The organism is Photobacterium sp. GB-36 (assembly GCF_003026135.1).
GTDB lineage: Bacteria > Pseudomonadota > Gammaproteobacteria > Enterobacterales > Vibrionaceae > Photobacterium.
On record NZ_PYNY01000016.1, the window covers coordinates 78,804 to 96,060 of the forward strand.

The 17,257-nt window shown below is 35.6% G+C and carries 16 protein-coding genes; 8 read left to right on the top strand and 8 right to left on the bottom strand.

The window, feature by feature from the left end; all coding sequences use genetic code 11:
* Complete coding sequence (gene msrP / locus C9J46_RS14470; protein WP_107291104.1) at positions 1–1,014, bottom strand: protein-methionine-sulfoxide reductase catalytic subunit MsrP; 1,014 nt, start codon at positions 1,012–1,014, stop codon at positions 1–3.
* Between the two features lie 148 nt (positions 1,015–1,162).
* On the opposite strand from msrP, the gene C9J46_RS14475 reads away from it, so the two are divergent.
* From C9J46_RS14475 to C9J46_RS14485, 3 genes are all read left to right on the top strand, one after another.
* Positions 1,163–1,648: a hypothetical protein gene (locus tag C9J46_RS14475; protein ID WP_107262095.1), complete on the top strand. Its 486-nt coding sequence runs from the start codon at positions 1,163–1,165 to the stop codon at positions 1,646–1,648.
* Positions 1,649–1,741: 93 nt separating this feature from the next.
* Positions 1,742–2,875: a fatty acid desaturase gene (locus tag C9J46_RS14480; RefSeq protein WP_107247187.1), complete on the top strand. Its 1,134-nt coding sequence runs from the start codon at positions 1,742–1,744 to the stop codon at positions 2,873–2,875.
* 326 nt (positions 2,876–3,201) lie between these two features.
* A complete protein-coding gene (locus C9J46_RS14485; protein WP_107247188.1) occupies positions 3,202–4,104 on the top strand; it encodes a L,D-transpeptidase family protein in 903 nt (300 codons plus the stop codon).
* 438 nt (positions 4,105–4,542) lie between these two features.
* Here the strand turns inward: C9J46_RS14485 and C9J46_RS14490 are convergent, their stop codons facing one another.
* From C9J46_RS14490 to C9J46_RS14510, 5 genes are all read right to left on the bottom strand, one after another.
* Positions 4,543–4,803, bottom strand: coding sequence for an Lpp/OprI family alanine-zipper lipoprotein (locus C9J46_RS14490; protein WP_107207210.1), 261 nt, complete (start codon positions 4,801–4,803; stop codon positions 4,543–4,545).
* Positions 4,804–5,239: 436 nt separating this feature from the next.
* Entirely contained in the window at positions 5,240–5,839 is a 600-nt protein-coding gene (locus C9J46_RS14495) for an SCO family protein (RefSeq protein WP_107247189.1), read from the bottom strand.
* Between the two features lie 173 nt (positions 5,840–6,012).
* Complete coding sequence (locus C9J46_RS14500) at positions 6,013–6,933, bottom strand: DUF368 domain-containing protein (protein WP_107291105.1); 921 nt, start codon at positions 6,931–6,933, stop codon at positions 6,013–6,015.
* Positions 6,934–7,093: 160 nt separating this feature from the next.
* Positions 7,094–7,759 (bottom strand): hypothetical protein, encoded by a 666-nt coding sequence (locus tag C9J46_RS14505; RefSeq protein ID WP_107287574.1) that lies wholly within the window; start codon positions 7,757–7,759, stop codon positions 7,094–7,096.
* A gap of 487 nt (positions 7,760–8,246) precedes the next feature.
* On the bottom strand, positions 8,247–9,200 hold the full coding sequence (locus tag C9J46_RS14510) for a chemotaxis protein CheV (protein ID WP_107291106.1): 954 nt from the start codon (positions 9,198–9,200) through the stop codon (positions 8,247–8,249).
* Positions 9,201–9,832: 632 nt separating this feature from the next.
* Here C9J46_RS14510 and C9J46_RS14515 point away from each other — a divergent pair.
* Positions 9,833–10,261, top strand: a complete 429-nt coding sequence (locus tag C9J46_RS14515) for an NADH:ubiquinone oxidoreductase (protein ID WP_107291107.1) — start codon at positions 9,833–9,835, stop codon at positions 10,259–10,261.
* 206 nt (positions 10,262–10,467) lie between these two features.
* Here C9J46_RS14515 and nagA read toward each other — a convergent pair whose 3' ends face one another.
* The gene (gene nagA, locus C9J46_RS14520) at positions 10,468–11,601 is read right to left on the bottom strand and encodes an N-acetylglucosamine-6-phosphate deacetylase (protein ID WP_107291108.1); all 1,134 of its coding nucleotides are present in this window, start codon (positions 11,599–11,601) and stop codon (positions 10,468–10,470) included.
* Positions 11,602–12,482: 881 nt separating this feature from the next.
* Here nagA and C9J46_RS14525 point away from each other — a divergent pair.
* Entirely contained in the window at positions 12,483–13,241 is a 759-nt protein-coding gene (locus C9J46_RS14525; protein WP_107291109.1) for a hypothetical protein, read from the top strand.
* Positions 13,242–13,363: 122 nt separating this feature from the next.
* Here C9J46_RS14525 and C9J46_RS14530 read toward each other — a convergent pair whose 3' ends face one another.
* The gene (locus C9J46_RS14530) at positions 13,364–13,909 is read right to left on the bottom strand and encodes an isochorismatase family protein (RefSeq protein ID WP_107291110.1); all 546 of its coding nucleotides are present in this window, start codon (positions 13,907–13,909) and stop codon (positions 13,364–13,366) included.
* A 133-nt stretch (positions 13,910–14,042) separates the two neighbouring features.
* Between C9J46_RS14530 and C9J46_RS14535 the strand changes: the two genes are divergently transcribed.
* The 3 genes from C9J46_RS14535 (at position 14,043) to C9J46_RS14545 (ending at position 16,590) form a co-directional block, all read left to right on the top strand.
* Positions 14,043–14,729 carry a VC0807 family protein gene (locus C9J46_RS14535; RefSeq protein ID WP_107207201.1) on the top strand — a complete coding sequence of 229 codons (687 nt, stop codon included), beginning with the start codon at positions 14,043–14,045 and terminating at the stop codon, positions 14,727–14,729.
* Positions 14,730–14,890: 161 nt separating this feature from the next.
* Positions 14,891–15,382 carry a hypothetical protein gene (locus C9J46_RS14540; RefSeq protein ID WP_107207200.1) on the top strand — a complete coding sequence of 164 codons (492 nt, stop codon included), beginning with the start codon at positions 14,891–14,893 and terminating at the stop codon, positions 15,380–15,382.
* A 293-nt stretch (positions 15,383–15,675) separates the two neighbouring features.
* Positions 15,676–16,590: a cation diffusion facilitator family transporter gene (locus C9J46_RS14545; RefSeq protein WP_107207199.1), complete on the top strand. Its 915-nt coding sequence runs from the start codon at positions 15,676–15,678 to the stop codon at positions 16,588–16,590.
* Positions 16,591–17,257: the final 667 nt, after the last annotated feature.

A 17,257-nucleotide genomic window follows, 5' to 3' on the forward strand; every position in this document is an offset into this window, starting at 1 on the left:
TTAGTAGTTCCTTTTTAGATCCATGCCTTTATACAAGCTCGCAACAGCATCCGCATAACCGTTAAACATGGTGGTAGGCTGACGTCGACTACTGAATATATTCCCTTCTCCTATAAAACGTTCACTTGCTTGACTCCAACGAGGATGATCGACTGTTGGGTTTACATTGGCATAAAAGCCATATTCATCAGATGCTAAGATGTTCCATGTTGTTGGTGGCTGTTTGTCCGTTAACGTAATACGTACAATCGATTTAATGCTTTTGAAGCCATATTTCCAAGGTACGACTAAACGAAGTGGAGCGCCATTCTGTGGCGGGAGAGTTTTACCATATAACCCAACAGACAAGAGTGTAAGAGGGTGTAGCGCTTCATCAAGGCGTAATCCTTCCACATACGGATAATCAATGCCGCCACCTAATGAGCGAGATGCTTGTCCTGGCATTTGCTTTGGATCATAGAGGGTCTGAAACGCGACATATTTCGCGCGACTAGTAGGATCGGCACGTTTAATAATATCGCTTAAGCTAAAACCAATCCACGGAACATTCATAGACCATGCTTCAACACAACGTAGCCTGTAAATGCGCTCTTCTAATGGAAACAAAGAAAATAAGTCATCATAGTTAAGCGTTAAGGGTTTATTAACAAGGCCGTCAATCTTTACTTGCCATGGATCAGTAACAAAATTTTCAGCCCGAATAGCAGGTGATGATTTATCCGTACCAAACTCATAAAAGTTATTATATTGAGTGATCTTATTTTCCGGTGTGAGTGAAAGCTTTGGATCAGATAACGGTGATTTTATTGTAGAAAGTGGACGACGGTTATCGATCGTTTTCTGAACGTCATTTGAGAACACATCAAAAATCCCCGCCGTTGCATTAGAAGCTAACGGAAGACTTGCTGCTGCAATACCTAACTTTTTTAAAATATCGCGGCGTTGATGATAAATGGACTCTGGCGTGACATCATTTTCACTTAAATCCCATTTGTTTGTTCTCTTAATTAGCATAACGTTCCCTACGAAAATTGGCTTAAATTAGTAGACCTGATAAAAGCTGTAAAAATTTCATACGATACAAATTATTTGAAATTTCAATAAACAGTACGTAAGAAGTCTGAGTAGTAGATGCTATATAATGAATTTTTATTTTGGAGGAATGAAGGTGGCAAGACATTCATATGACGCTGATCTTGAACTACAGCATATCTATATTGAAGTGCATGCGGAGCGGTATCATCACCTTAAAGCATTTATAGAAGCGTATTACTGTTTTACCCATGGTGCCGTCACCAAACAAGATAAGCCTGATTGGCAAGCAATTTTTGATGTAGGTATTCGAACAACAAATGCTGCGAAGATCATGGATCGTAAATTGCTTATAAGAGATATGTTAGTGCCGTTATCTGTATTAATTGGTTATATGAAAGCCATGGTAAGAGATGATATTTTGACGATTGAAGGTTTGCGTAATTTATTAAATGAGCAATTGAAGTATGTGGTAATGACTCGTGAAGAATATGCTTATTTATCCAAGCAAGGGCTACGCGATGCAATGCCAATAAGCTTTTACCTACGTGAGCATAAACACTATAAGCAGATTTCAGCGCGTTATGATGTGGCAGGTATCACATTAGTCAAGTAGGTCGTATGAAAATACTGCGTATCTATTGATAGTCGTAAATAGCGCATATATTCTTGGCTTACATGTGTACGCTGAATGTAGAGTGATTATAGGATGACAACTCAACAGCAAAAACCCCCTGTACTTTGGTTAAATGTCGCCGTGTTTAGTGTGACGTTACTTGTTGCGATAATTGGTGTTCCGCTTTATGCGTACCAATATGGTTTCGATTGGACACAAATATTAATGTTAGTTGTAGCATTTAGCTTTTGTGGTATGTCTATTACGGCGGGATATCACCGTTTATGGTCACATAAAACTTATCAAGCTAATGCAATGCTCCGTTTCATTTTTGCAATTGGCGGTGCATTTGCTTTGCAAAATAGTATCTTGCATTGGTCTTCAGATCATCGTATTCATCACCGCCATGTTGATAACAATGATAAAGATCCTTATTCAGCGAAAAAAGGTTTCTTTTATAGCCATATTGGCTGGATGTTACGTGATTACCAAGGGAGCCGATACCATGACTACGACAATTGCCGTGATTTACAAAAAGATAAAATAGTAATGTGGCAGCATAAATATTATTTATGGCTGGCGATGGGTACCAATTTTGGTATTCCATTAGCTTTCGGGTTTATTCATGGTGATATTTGGGGGGCACTATTGCTTGTTGGCTTTCTCCGATTAGTACTCAGCCATCATACGACTTTTTTCATCAATTCATTGGCGCATATTTGGGGGTCTCAGCCTTATACTGATAGAAATACCGCACGTGATAACGGATTATTGGCTTTTTTAACTTTTGGTGAAGGTTATCATAACTATCACCATATTTTTGAAAATGACTATCGAAATGGTATTTGCTGGTGGCAGTTTGACCCAACTAAATGGTTGATTAAGGCCTGTTCATGGATAGGTTGGACAAGAAATTTAAAAGTTACGCCTGCTGACCGAATTGAAAAAACCAAAGCAAAAATGCAATTTAAACGAATCCAACAACAATTGAGCAAGATGCCGAACAATGTTGCAAGGCTGACTCAGCTTCAGCAAGAGTATGAAGCTTTGATTGCTAAGATTTCAGATTATTATCAAGCCAAAAAGCGTTTACTGGATCTTGAGAAGCAAAAAATTGCCAATAGCTATGATGATTTTGAGTTTATGCAGCAGTATAAATCTATGCAAGCCCGACTAGAACAACAACGGCGTGCATGGAAAGGTTTGATGCAACAATATACGACGTAGCTTGCTAAACCCCATAGTATTGAAACAGTAATTAAAGAGTTGTTAAGTTTACCGTAACTTAACAGCTCTTTTTTTGTATAAACGGTATAGTAGTATAGATATAATTAATTTTACTATTATTCGCATAGTTAAGTTATGTAACTGATTGATTAAAATGATCTGCTTAATCTAAAACATAACCCTCGCTAGTAGAAATTGCTTATATAAAGTACTATGGATTGTAGAGATTTGTTTATAGTTTGTATTAGAGAGTAATACTGACTATGCAACAAAATGTTTGGGTTTGTTGCAAATAGACTCAGGAATTTTTTAACGGAGACATCGTTTTGTACCGCGCATTGCTTCTTTCACTTACTTGTTTGGTATCTTCTGCTGTAAATGCAATTGAATATCAATTACCAACCGATGGTAGTAATATCGTTGGTACACCTAACTATTACGAAGTACAAAAAGGGGATAGTCTTGCTGATATCGCCAATAAGTATAATGTTGGTTTTTTAGGTATGATGGCTGCGAATAAAGGTATTGATCCTTTTCTTCCTGCTCCTGGACGTTTACTTGAGGTACCAACCAAGGTTGTATTACCAGATGTTGCTCACAAGGGGATTGTAGTCAATCTTGCGGAACTTCGTTTGTATTACTTTCCAAAAGACGATGCATCAAAAGTTTATATCTTCCCTATTGGTATCGGTCGAGTTGGACGTGAAACCCCAAGTATGACAACAAGTATCAATGAAAAAGTGAAGAATCCAACATGGACACCGCCTGCTTCTATTCGTAAAGAACATGCCGCAAGAGGTGATATTCTTCCCGCAGTTGTACCGGCAGGGCCTGATAATCCGTTAGGCGACTATAAAATGCGTTTAGCTTATGGTCATGGAGAATATCTAATTCACGGCACTAATAAAGATTTTGGTATTGGTATGCGTGTTAGTGGTGGCTGTATTCGTATGAACCCATGGGATGTTGAGTGGTTATTTCCACACGTTGCGTTAGGCACACAAGTGCGCATTATTAATCAACCTGTAAAGTATTCAGTTGAACCTAACGGACAGATCGTTGTTGAAGTACATGCGCCATTATCGAAAGATGAATCACAAATGGGTGAAAAGAAAGTTGTAACGGCACCTGCGAAATTGATTGATGACTTGAATTACGATAATGATGCTTATCAGGTACTTACTAAGGCATTAGATAACCAAAGTGGTATTCCTGTTGTTTTGAATTAATTATATTTGAAATGATATCAAACGAGAGCATATGCTCTCGTTTTTTTTATCTAAATATTGTGTGTAATAACGATGGTGGTGGATTTGGTGAAGCATATGAATAATTGTATTAATAGATGATGTAATATGTGACAGAAGCTTTGAACCCTCATTGTTATTAGGTGAGAGTATATAAGTATACGAATTAAGAGAGTTTAAATTTAACTTATCAACCGTAAGATCGTTTCTTCTACTTAGGTTAAGTTACAAATTAAAACGGATTAAAGGGAAGTTTTGCTGCTTAGAATAGGGAGCTGAATACTTGATAGAGGCAATTAATGTTAAGTATTAAACAGAGGAATGATTGATACCATGAATGTATTTATTGGTCTTTCTTATGACAAAAAAAGAGATGGCTTATAAAAAGCCATCTCCTTAAAGTACTTAAGCTAAGACAAATTACTTAGTGTAAGAACCAGCAATGTTGTCGATACGCTTGTTAGCACGCATAGCTTCTTGGTAAGCCGCGTCTGATGCTGCACGAGAGTCGTTTACAGCGCTAACGATTTGGTCTTGTTGACCTTGTAGTGCACTTACTTGCTCAGCTAAAGTGTCTACTTTGTTAGTAAGAGTTTGCATTTTGTCTGCTTCAGTGCTTGAACAACCTACTAAAGATGCAGATAGTAGAAGACCAGCTAAGATAGTTACAGTACGTTTCATTTTTTATAAATCTCCATATTGATTGTGCCACTACAACTGAGTGTGAAAGATTGAGTTGGCAAATTCATTATGGCATAACTTCTTAAAATTGCTCATTAATTTTTTTCGGTTAGATCAAAAAATTCACGTAAACACTGAATTTTTGGTTAAAAAATAAACAATTATGACATTAAATTTTCATACCGTTTTAGTGACTAACTATGCGTAATGCCGCTTGTAATAAGGGCTGGCGCTATATTTATGACTTCAAATAAATTAAAACGTCAGGTTTATGTAAAAAAAATATATTAACAAAAAAAGAAATATAACAGGCGAATTAATGAACGAAAATGCAAATAGAAAATGAGAGTAAGTTCACATGATTTTGATTATCAATTTCGTATCTAAATATCGCTCAATGTTAACTTAGTTGTATATATTGTTGTGTCGTTCATGATTATGATGCATTGGGTACACTTTTAATGATGTTAGGAATTACGGAAATAAGTGGTGCAGGGCTAAGAAGGTGTGGCACTTTATCAATAAGTTCACCGTTAGGTAATAAGAAGTAAAAATAGGAATTGTGATCAATCGTATATTCAAGCGCTGAATCTTTTAAATCTGTCCGTATGTAAAGTACACCGTATTTCTCAGCGAGTTCCTTCGTTTGTTCTTGCGTTCCTGCCATACCTGAAATAGATGAATGGAAATGTTTTGCATAGTTAGCCGTTTTTACTGCAGTATCTCGCTCTGGATCTAATGTTATAAATATTGGCCAGATGTTTTGGCGTTGCTCTTCAGGAATTTGTTTTAAGGCTGCAGACATAACTGCTAATGATGTTGGACATACATCTGGACATTGTGTGTAGCCAAAATAAACTAAACGTATTCTTTGATCTTCGGGATTATAGAGGTCAACGGCCTCGTTGCCTGATTCTAGAAAATTTAGAGGGTAATGAGGCTCTATAGCGAGTGATGGGTCGCGGCTATCAAGTATATAGCTTGTTGTTAGTCCTGCGATTAATGCGATGGCTAGAATAACCCATTGGTATTTCATTTGTTTATCCTTAAACAAGTTTAATCGTACAACTGTGATTATGCTTTTAGCTATCTTATAAGTGTAGGTATGTTTAATACTTTTGTGAGGTATATTTATCCTTGCTCTAAAATATAGAAATGATAAAAAAAGCAGCCAGATGGCTGCCTTCTTCAATGAGCGTTATAGGTAAATTATTTTTGCTCAGTTGCTGCAAATTTTTCTAATCCCCAAACAACCAGAATACCTAAAACCATTGCACAAATAGCGTATCCGATCAGTGCGGGTTGTCCAGTGACTTGCTCGAAGTTAAACGGTGATAAGTTATGTTCAAGTAATGGTACTTGTTCACCATGTGAATTTACACGCCAACTCACCACTTCTTTCCAAGGCCAGATCTTATTTAATGTACCGATCATTAAACCAGTTAAGAACGTTAGTGCAATATCACGGTAGCTACGAAGAATCCATGATAAGAAGTGAGAAAACGTTAATAGCCCTGCAGCACAACCTATTGCGAAAAGACCAAGCGTAACAACATCAATAGATTTAGCTGCCGCAAGGATCGGTGCATACATACCTAGCAGGAGTAATATAAAGCTTCCAGATATTCCAGGTAAAATCATGGCACAAATTGCAATAGCACCTGCAATAAGTACATTGATAGGTGTTGGCTCCATTGCGACAGGGTGAAGGACGGTAATTCCATAAGCAAATACTGCACCGATAACAATGGCAATGAATCGATTAATCGACCATTTTTCCACTTGTTTGAACATATGAATAACAGAGATAATGATCAAACCAAAGAAAAATGACCATAATGGAATTGGATGTGTTTCTAGCATCCAAGTAATGAGTTTAGCGAAGGTAAAAATACTGGTTAGAATACCGGCGAATAAACAGATCAAAAATGTACCGTTGATATGTTCAAATGCGCCTTTAAGCCCTTCTTTTCGAATGATGCCAATAAGCGATGGGTTAATACGACGGATGCTCTCAAGTAAGGTGTCGTAAATACCAGTGATAAAGGCGATAGTACCACCAGAAACCCCAGGGACAACATCTGCAGCCCCCATAGCCATGCCTTTTAGAAAGGTGAAAAGTTTAGTCATTAGATTATGTATCTCTATGATAGCCAAAAACATTTGGTGCATTATATAAGTAATGAGAAAGATACTACCATAAATCTTACTTTTAATATCTTGGGTTATTTGTAACAAAAGCATGACTGATAGTAATAAATGAAGTGACGATAAATTCTTTGACTAGTTGTTATAAAGCGGCAAGTTTGACTTTTATTGCACTTTTAGCGAAATCAGCAAAGCGTTCACATGGTTGCTGATGAAAAGTGAAATTTGCTTGATCATTGCCAATAATATCAAGCAGTAATAGTTCTGCTTGATATTTAGCTTCTAATAATTGGTCATTATTAAAATAGCTAAGTACAGGTGAAATCAGCTTTTTATCTACTTTTTGTAAAGAATAATAGCATTGGTTAATTGCGATATTATCATTGAATAACTCTAAGGCTTGAAAACGAGTTTTGATTTGCTCTTGTGAGTGTAATAATCGTAGGAGTTTATCCCAGCGCTCTGCTGCTAATATTCCCATAGCTACATACTCTGAACGTTGGTAACTTTTTAATAGCATACGCTCATAGTCATCTCGAATACCATTATCATTAAGATCTGAACCAAATAATTTAGTATGGTCGGTGGTGTCTGGCATTGTATAAGGACGAGGCACTTGATGGCTGCTGACATTCTTATCAGCCAAGATTTCAAGTGCTCTAAATTGGTTAAGAGGAAGATCTACATTATGCTGTGTGATTTTTTCAGGAGATAATTTTATTACGCGAGGTATATCTTCGTCTGCTTTTGCAGTTAAGGCTGGAAAATATGAAAAAAATAATAAAGCTATAGTGAATACTTTTTTCATATGATGCGTTCTTTGCTCCCATTGATTGTATTTTTATTTAATCATTACGCTATTTTATATAAAGAGCAAATTTATCTTAATGAAAATGAGATCGTAAGATAATAAAAGAATGGTAGTTGTAATAATGAGTATTAAAATTCTCGTTTTCGGTCACGTTCTTCTACAAATTACTTTAAAAACATGAGTCTATGATGAAATGAAAAGACAGCTGTTATGTTCAGCTTCGATTTAGTTTAGAACTCTATACTGTATGTGTAAATTAAGAGTAGAAAACATCAAATTATCTAATAAAAGATATTTACTCATATTATATTGTAATATAGGAATGATATGCCAGAGCACATATTCGAAGTGTTATTAATTATAGCTGCAATAGTTATTGCGTTAAGTGTATTTTTAATAGCTGTTACAAATTATGCTTAGCTCTCTATCAAAGAGTTATAACACAAGATAATGTGTTAAAAAGTTTGATAGAGAGCCTAAATAATTACGGGTTTTGCTCTGCTAGTTTTTCCATCATTCGGTTATGTACAACTTCAACAATCAGATCTGGTTGGAACTTAGAAATAAATTTATTGCATCCTACTTTCACTGTCATTGCTTCATTGAAACTTCCACTCAATGATGTATTAAGAGTAATGTATAAGTTTGACATGCGAGGATCATGACGAATTTTATGAGTAAGTCGATAGCCATCCATTTCAGGCATTTCTGCATCAGTAAACATCATCAATATTTCATCGGTTACCGTTTTACCTTCATTACACCATTGATCTAATAGGTTATAGGCTTGCTGGCCATTGTTTGCTTCAAATACTTCGATGCCAATTTGAGCGAGTGTTGACTTAATTTGATTACGTGCAGTAGGGGAGTCATCAACAATAAGAATTTTATGTCCTTGTAGATGCTGACTGATATCTCTGCTCAATAATTCATCAGAAATTTTAATATTGTAATTAATAATATTCGCGAGCACCTTTTCAACATCAATTATACCGACAAGTTGTTTTTGGTTATCACGATGTATTTCACAAATAGCTGTAAGGAAATTATTCTTGCCTACTTGATCGGGTGGTGGCTGAATATCTTTCCATGTCATGTTAACGATATTCATTACTTGTCCGACTAAAAATGCCTGCACCGAACCATTATATTCAGTCACTATTAGGTTACTCAGTTCATTAATATCGGTTTCTTTCATACCTATTGAGGTTCGAAGATCGATAACAGGGATAGATACGCCACGAATAGATGCCACCCCTTTAACATTTATATGAGATCCTGGAAGAGAATTAAGGTGGGGTACTTTAACGACTTCACGGACTTTGAACACATTGATAGCAAATAGTTGCTGGCTGTTAAGCCTGAAGATGAGTAGCTCTAGTCTGTTTTCTCCTACTAATTGGGTTCGTTGATTAACACTGTCAAGAATTGTTGCCATGTTTAACCGTCCTTAGTTAGAGTGATTGGCCTTATAGAGTAATTAAGCTCTATCGACAGATAAAAAGATTTATTGAATGAAATAGAAAGTAAAAAAGAAGGTTTAATGTTAAACAGTGAGCTAACTCTTAATTCTATGATTGTTATTTGAGGATGTAGCAGTATGACTTTAGCTATGATGATCATACAGCTCGTTGCTTCAATGTGACGTAGATTAAATAGACAACAAAAACAGTAGAAAAAAGGGTTAAAATTAACCATTTATTTATATCGCTAAAAAATAACCTCTAATTTTAAAACTTTGGATAAATTAACTCATAATCTGTGATTTTAGTCTTATTGTGATAGTGTTTTCATCTACCTTTCTTCGGGTTTACTGGTAAATCTTCTAAATGTAGCGTTAAAACAAGAATGTTACTTATTTATCAATAGATTAACAATTGGCAGTTATATTAATATAGTCGCCTTTATTTTCAAAGTGTTAAGTGCTTATTGCTTGTTATTTAACAATTAATACATAATTCTTTCAAAAATGAAATCTTTCAATTCATATATACATAATGCGTTCAAAATGAGAAAATATACCTAGTAGCAATATTATTGATTTTTCGCTTCACAATTGGAGAGGCAAATATGAAACTAGCATTGATTTTTTTACTGTCATCGATCGGTGGTGTTTTATCTGGTGACCATTTTCATTCATTTGCTGCCGGCTTTGGTATTGCAGCCATTTCTGTAGGAACAGCATATTGGTTAGCATTTCGTTCAACTCGCTACCCGCAATTAGCATTATTATTACTGTTAATGGGAATGATGGCTAAACTTTCCGTAACGATTGTAGGCGTTATGTGGGGATTAAAAGCTGAAGTGATTAATTCACCGTTTGTATTCTCGTTATCTTACTTATTCTTCTCTATTGTTGTTACATATGGCTACTTCAAATTAAGAGAGTTTCAAATGTCTATGGCTGGTAAGCGTGTTGTTATCAATACACAGCAAGAAGAAAGAGATGAAAGTAACAATAAAACGCCAAGACTCTTATCTCAACTCTCTACTAATTAACTATAAAGTTTAGATAGGGCAATAATTAATCAAATTTTAAGGCCAAGTCAGAGATTGACTTGGCCTTTTTATTTTTAACCTGCTTATAAATAGTCTTTAATCAATAGCTACAGGCTATCGCTAGATAGAAGCAATAAAAAAATCCAACAGTAAGATCACCGTTGGATTTTAATCAGATACAAAGTTAACTATTTTACGTGGCTAACTTAGAAAACGTGTTTACCCATTTGGAAGACGTGCTTAACTTGGTTGTCGTCAGAAAGCAACGTGATGTTCGCTTTGTAGCCTTCTTTTAACATACCGTACTCGTTTTCGATCTTAATCGCTTTTGCAGGGTATAATGTAGCCATACGTAATGCTTCTTCACGAGATAGGCCAACGTGATTAATCAAGTTGTTTAAGCCTTGAATCATTGTAACTGCAGCGCCAGCAATGGTGCCATCCGCGTAGAAACACTTACCATCTTTAACGTAAGCTTTAAGACCTGCCATATTGAACTCAGTCATGTCTGTACCTGCAGGTGCAACAGCATCTGTTACCATGAATAGTTGTTCACCCATGATATCATGTGCAATTCGAACAGAAGGGTATGAAGCGTGAATACCATCTACGATAATACCTGCATGTGGCTTTTTATCGAAAATGTAGCCAACAACGCCGGGCTCACGAGAACCAAGTGGTGTCATTGCGTTATATAGATGAGTTGCCATCTCTAGACCAGATTTCTCATTGACTTGATCGTAAGTGGCGTTAGTGTGACCAAGAGAAACGGTAATACCTGATTCACGAACAATATCGATCACTTTTTGCGATGTATTTTCAGGAGCAACGGTTAATACACAGATTTTATCTGCGTTATCAGCTAGGTATTGCGCTGTTTTTTCGTCAAGTTCACGAATGAATTCTTCACGGTGTGCACCTTTTTTCTCTACGCTGATAAAAGGACCTTCAATGTGAAGACCTAAAATACCTTGTTGTTCTGGTTGCTCTGTGGCTTCAACCATTTCAAGCACTTCAACTAATGAAGTAGCGTCACTTGTGATAAATGTCGGTAAGAACTGAGTTGTACCACTTTTTAAGTTGGTCTCGTTCATGATCTCAAGTGTTTCACTACTGATTGCAGTATTAAGAAGTACGCCACCACAGCCATTAATCTGGAGGTCAATAAAGCCAGCAGATGCTAAGAAGCCTTTACCGTCAACCACTGTATCAGGAAGTTCTGATTGGTTTACATCAGCCATTGGAATGATACGTTGAATAACATCATCTTTGACAAAAATTGCTTGATTGTTAAGAGTCGTTTGTCCATCAAATACATTAACGTTGATAATTGCGATCATGGGTATCTCACTTGTAAATTGGTACTGCTAACAACAAGTGTCACAGTAAATACATCATCTTTATACAATGTCTCGTCAATTGAACTTAAACGGCAACGACACATCGATTGAAAGCATTAAAATAATCTTATTTTTCTATGTGAATTAAGATACCTGTTTAGTTAATGATTCGTCAAATCCTTTCATTAAATAAACAGCAAAAGTACCCATAATTGGCCTTTAAATATTCACTGAAAGCATGGTGGGGAATGATTTTTTTAATTAGACAATAAGTGGGTTATTCTTATTTGTACCGTAATTGTATAGTAATTGATATATATATCATCACTTTATTCCAGGTATATCAGTATGCGCTATCTGTAGGAGGAGATGATTATATGACATTCCCTAAGGAAGTTTAGTAATTGGTTATTGCACTAGGAACATTAGAAGAAAGCATATATTACCACCTAAGATTGTGGTATTGGGTGTCAATGTTTAGTTTTGGGCGGTAACTCGCCGCTGCTTTTTTTGGGGCTGTTTTTTCTGCTGTCTTTTGTCACTAAGTGGCTGCTCGGATATTACAGATGTCGTTGCTCCACAGAGCTTATAACATGGTTTTAGTTTAACTTATTTAGCCATGCCAGTTATTGCCACTATGTTGACGTTATTGATGTTATTGATGTTATTGATGTTATTGATGTTATTGATGTTAAGAATACGACCGCTTGATTAATAAACAACGCTTTTTACTGATAAACAAAAAGGCATGACGCGAGAAGTTATCCTTTTTCTTTTTGCACTCAAGTGGGCATTTGGGCAAAATAGCGCCTTCTCATTATTAGTACTGTTAAAGCGCTTATTTAAGCGTTCGTTACTATCCATACTGTATAGGAGTTGTCATGCTGTGGATTGACTGGCCATTTTTATTGTCTCAGGTGTTATCTCAATTTTCTATTGGCGCGTTTATTGTCATTGGCGTGATTATGCTATCGGGGAAACTATGTTTTGGACAATCTGATAGGGTACTTAAAAACTTTCCCCTGATCTGGTTGTTGTTAATTACTGCAATGTTATTGCGAGAAGGCATGTTAATGCTATCGCAAATCCATAGTCAATCAAGTTTTGGTCTTGATACCTTTTTCTGCTTAACAATTTTGATTTTTACCATGGCTTATTGGTTATGCGAAAAACATTTAATTGGCAGTGATAAATGGCGTAAGTCTTTTTTATTCTTGATCGTGGTTTGGAGTGGACTGTACTTTATTGAAGGGGTGATTAATCATGGTATTAGTTACTCGCTAGCCATTCAATTTATCGCCAATGTTCTTATAGGTGGAAGCTTAGTCGCACATTGTATGTTAGTAAAATCTGAGCATAAGTTAACAAAACTTAATACCTTTTTACCTGTATGTGGTTTAGTACTTGGTGTTGTGACGATACTATCGAATATGCAGGGTATGAGCTTATTGGTACATCAGGCTGAACTCGGCAACTTAACTGGCTTTGTCGTTCGAATTTCAAGTATTGGTTTGATGGTTTTAGCATTAAGCTTATGGTTAATGCCGATTATTACAAAGAGTAAACCCGTTACAGTGATGCTTGCTAGCAGTAGTGTTATTATGTCTGCAGCGAGTTTTCTTATGGCTCTATCAATCTAGTAACTGTTTCAATAACAGCCTTACAATTATCAACCTTTTAAAGGCAAAGCGTTATTCTATAATACGATGCCTTTTATTACCCTTTCAACTAAAGAGGTGAGCGCTGCTTACTTTAACAACGTTCATTTAATTAAATTTAGCAAGGCCTTGAATCTATCGCCATTGGCGATTCGCTGTAATTCGAACAATACCATTTCGGTTGAACTGATTTGTGCACCTGCACGTTGCATTTTATTCACTGCAATCTGTTTGTTTTCTTCTGTCCGTGAACTTATCGCATCACTTACTACAGTGACTTGGTAGCCTTCAGAAATCAGATCAATAACGGTTTGATAAACACAAATATGTGCTTCAATGCCAATAATGATGATCGACTTACGTTGTTTTAATTGTAGTTGCTCTACAAAACTAATATTTTGAACGGCACTAAAGCTTTCTTTAGAAATGGGCGTTAATCCTTGCTGAGTAAGAGGTTGTGCTATTTGAGGAATCGTTGCGCCAAGTTTATCGGGTAACTGTTCAAGCCATAATGTTGGTAAGTCAAAGAGTTCGGCGCCTTTTACCATAATTTCAGCTTGTCGAAAAAAGTGGTCCTTTTGGTGCATTAGTTGCGCGAGGTTGCCTTGTATGTCAACCACAACCAATATTGAATGGTGAATATCAAGCATTGCGCGATTCCTTATGTCTATTGAAAAAGTAATGGTTTGTAACCATATTGCTCTTTACAGTGTTGTTTAGAAACGGAACAATGCAAAGTGACTAACGTAAAATAATTGTAAACAAAGGAAGTATTGTCAGATTATGGCTGAGAGAAAATCAAACCCGTTAAGTGAAATTGTTTTTAACGTTATTATACCGTCAGTGATTCTGATGAAGTTTAGTGGCGGTGATCAACTCGGTGCGGTAGGCGGATTACTAGCAGCATTGGCATTCCCTGTTATTTTTGGCGGTTATGAGCTTATTCGTTATAAGAAATATAACTTTATAGCTTTGCTAGGTATTGTCAGCGTTCTTCTAACAGGCGGTATAGGTTTACTTGAACTTGATACTAAGTGGTTAGCGATTAAAGAAGCCTTGATCCCTGGACTTATCGGAATTGTTGTTTTTGGCTCAACATTTACCAAGTTTCCAGTTGTACGCAAATTAGTATTAAATGACAGCGTGCTTAATTTAGGGCTCATAAATGAGCGTTTAAAAGAAAAGAACAACGAGCATTTATTTGATCGCTGTCTAACGCAGTCTAATTACATGTTTGCTAGCACGTTTCTTTTTTCATCTGTGATGAACTATATTCTGGCGACAGTGATTGTAACCAGCAAATCAGGAACTGAAGCATTTAATGAAGAGTTGGGACGTTTAACATTGTTAAGTTACCCGATGATAGCAATTCCATCTATGTTGATGATGATGGGTATATTCTATTTTGTATGGCGTCAAATTCGCCGTATGACACAGCTAGAAACGGCCGAGATATTTAAGTCGCAGTAATGTCGTTTTTCATCAAAATGTAAGCAGTGAATCACTCACTGCTTTTTTTGTATCAAAGTAAGGTGTGTTACCGTTTTATTTTTAAGATAATGCTTACAGGGAAAACATAATTCAAACTTTTGAGTAATAATTTAGACATGTAGTTTAAAAACGGACATGTCATGAAGCTAACCTCAATAATATTCACATCACTAGTAATAACGGCTTGCTCAACGATTGAAGTGGCTAACTCTTCAGATAAAGAAGGAATGAAGTTTGTTGATAAACATTGCGCTAACCACCCGTCCCAACGAGGTTCTCATTTCTTTAGCTCATTTCTAGATACCCAATATCAAAAAATTACAGAGCTTAAAGGTTTTATTAGTGATCAAAATTACAAGCAACTCCATATTGCCTTGTCACAATTTAACGAGCACTGGGAAATACTCAACCAGCAAAGTTACGAAGCATGTGAAAAGCTAGCACGTTGTGAATTTATAAAAGAGCAGTACATAGCATCATTTAATAGACAACAAAGAAACAGAATAAAACTTGATGCAGATAAGCAAAATATGTGTGATAAAAGTAGCTTTGAATTTGATTTGAGCCGAGTAAAAATGGTGTCATTTTATAGTGATGTTGAACGTTTAGAGCTTGTTCGTGAAGAGCAATAATCAATATGTGTCACACACGAAGTTCTGTTTAACCTAATATATACAGTGAAATTATATTCTTATAAGTTAATAACTTATTGTACTTTTTTGTGTTTATACTTCTAAACCTGCATGGCATAGGCTATCTGTTTTACGCCTGTTTAATACTGAAAAATATCAAAAATTCCCCTAAAAGCACTTTTAATGATATTGTATTTGACACTATATTGTTAAATATAGAGATATTTTAAATTGAAGTTTTATTGTCGTAGCGGGTAGTTACGTTATTTTATCATTAATTCTAGGGGGATATTATGGCTTCAAGCCGTAAAATTAGTAAAGAGAGAATGGCGCTGAAGATATCATTAGTAGGAACAATTTTTGTTGCTACGCTAGGTATTGGTTACGGTCTGTATGTTGGTTCTAATGCTATTTTATTAGACGGTATGTTCTCTTTTTTAAGTATGGGGATGACAGGACTTAGTCTTTATACGGCGTACTTAGTTTCAAAACCGGATGATGAACAGTTTCAATTTGGTTATGCCCATTTTGAACCTCTTATCAACGTGGTAAATGGTCTATTAATTTTAGTAACATGTTTATTTGCCTTTGTGACGGGCATACAAACAATAATGCAAGGTGGTCACGACATTATTTTGGGAGACGCGATTGTCTATGCTGTTCTTTCAACCGTCAGTTGTTTTTCGATTTACTTTTTTGAAACCTCTATCGCACGCAGTGTTGATTCCGAATTAGTCCGAGTTGACTCGCAAGAATGGTTAGTTGACGCGATCTTAAGTGCTGCAATATTGGTTGGTTTTATCTTAGTTATTATATTTGATGCAATGGGTTATTCTAAGTGGAATGCCTATGTCGATCCCATTCTTGTTACAACATTATCTATCGCAGCATCAGTATTACCGATAAAGGTATTAAGACGAAATCTAAAGGAAGTATTGCTTGTCGCACCACAAGACAGTGTTCAAGAGCACGTCGATCAAGTTATTGCAGAGCTTTCTGAAAAGTATGACTTCGATGATTATACTCATCATTTTGCTAAAATCGGTCGTCAGTATGATTTAGAAATTAACATCTTGGTAAAAGATGAAAAAAGATGGACGACAAAACAACAAGATAATATTCGTCAAATCATATGGGATAAGTTGGAGGCCGATCTTGGTGAAACATGGCTTTCTGTTAGTTTTACCGGTCAAGAACGTTGGCTGTAACATAGTCTAAATAGAACTTAGGTTTAATGTTAGGATAATTGACTGCGAATCAGGGCTTATCCTAACTAACATTTTGTAATTATACTTTTTCGAATCATTTATATTGAATTTTACAAAATGATAACCACTGTGGTGAAATAGATATAGGAATCTTGTATTATTTCTTCGCTCTAAAAATTATCTTTGTTTAATTAAACACGAAATAAGAGTTAATTTTTAGCCAATGTTGAAAATTATTTTTATCACAGGTGAATCATGGACACTGCTTTAGTTATAGCATTCATTGTGGGTGCATTTTATATCATTCTTAAAGAAAGAAAATGCACTAAGAATATTGATTATAGCAAGGATAGTTTATAATCCTTATTGCGAAGAACAGAAATTAAAAAAAGCGCTATGATTAGCGCTTTTTTTATTGGCAAAAAATGAAACTATTATTGTGATTTAAATCTTATTTTAATGAAATAGAGATAAATTAAAGTTTAAGTTTAACAAACATTATTATTTCATTGATAAGTTTTTTGAGTATATTCTATTCTAATTTGGTATTTAATTTGTAAAAGTTTGACTGTGTTGATTTGTTCTTATAAATTAGAGTGTAAGTCTTAAGTTGAAATGAATATTTTATAACATGTGATCTCTGCTGGTATTTAATCTTCTCTATGGC

What these genes read in the sequence shown, in the direction of transcription:
- msrP (WP_107291104.1), bottom strand. Translation starts at nt 1,014, where the DNA reads ATGCTAATTAAGAGAACAAACAAATGGGATTTAAGTGAAAATGATGTC.
- C9J46_RS14475 (WP_107262095.1), top strand. Translation starts at nt 1,163, where the DNA reads ATGAAGGTGGCAAGACATTCATATGACGCTGATCTTGAACTACAGCAT.
- C9J46_RS14480 (WP_107247187.1), top strand. Translation starts at nt 1,742, where the DNA reads ATGACAACTCAACAGCAAAAACCCCCTGTACTTTGGTTAAATGTCGCC.
- C9J46_RS14490 (WP_107207210.1), bottom strand. Translation starts at nt 4,803, where the DNA reads ATGAAACGTACTGTAACTATCTTAGCTGGTCTTCTACTATCTGCATCT.
- C9J46_RS14495 (WP_107247189.1), bottom strand. Translation starts at nt 5,839, where the DNA reads ATGAAATACCAATGGGTTATTCTAGCCATCGCATTAATCGCAGGACTA.
- C9J46_RS14500 (WP_107291105.1), bottom strand. Translation starts at nt 6,933, where the DNA reads ATGACTAAACTTTTCACCTTTCTAAAAGGCATGGCTATGGGGGCTGCA.
- C9J46_RS14505 (WP_107287574.1), bottom strand. Translation starts at nt 7,759, where the DNA reads ATGAAAAAAGTATTCACTATAGCTTTATTATTTTTTTCATATTTTCCA.
- C9J46_RS14510 (WP_107291106.1), bottom strand. Translation starts at nt 9,200, where the DNA reads ATGGCAACAATTCTTGACAGTGTTAATCAACGAACCCAATTAGTAGGA.
- C9J46_RS14515 (WP_107291107.1), top strand. Translation starts at nt 9,833, where the DNA reads ATGAAACTAGCATTGATTTTTTTACTGTCATCGATCGGTGGTGTTTTA.
- nagA (WP_107291108.1), bottom strand. Translation starts at nt 11,601, where the DNA reads ATGATCGCAATTATCAACGTTAATGTATTTGATGGACAAACGACTCTT.
- C9J46_RS14525 (WP_107291109.1), top strand. Translation starts at nt 12,483, where the DNA reads ATGCTGTGGATTGACTGGCCATTTTTATTGTCTCAGGTGTTATCTCAA.
- C9J46_RS14530 (WP_107291110.1), bottom strand. Translation starts at nt 13,909, where the DNA reads ATGCTTGATATTCACCATTCAATATTGGTTGTGGTTGACATACAAGGC.
- C9J46_RS14535 (WP_107207201.1), top strand. Translation starts at nt 14,043, where the DNA reads ATGGCTGAGAGAAAATCAAACCCGTTAAGTGAAATTGTTTTTAACGTT.
- C9J46_RS14540 (WP_107207200.1), top strand. Translation starts at nt 14,891, where the DNA reads ATGAAGCTAACCTCAATAATATTCACATCACTAGTAATAACGGCTTGC.
- C9J46_RS14545 (WP_107207199.1), top strand. Translation starts at nt 15,676, where the DNA reads ATGGCTTCAAGCCGTAAAATTAGTAAAGAGAGAATGGCGCTGAAGATA.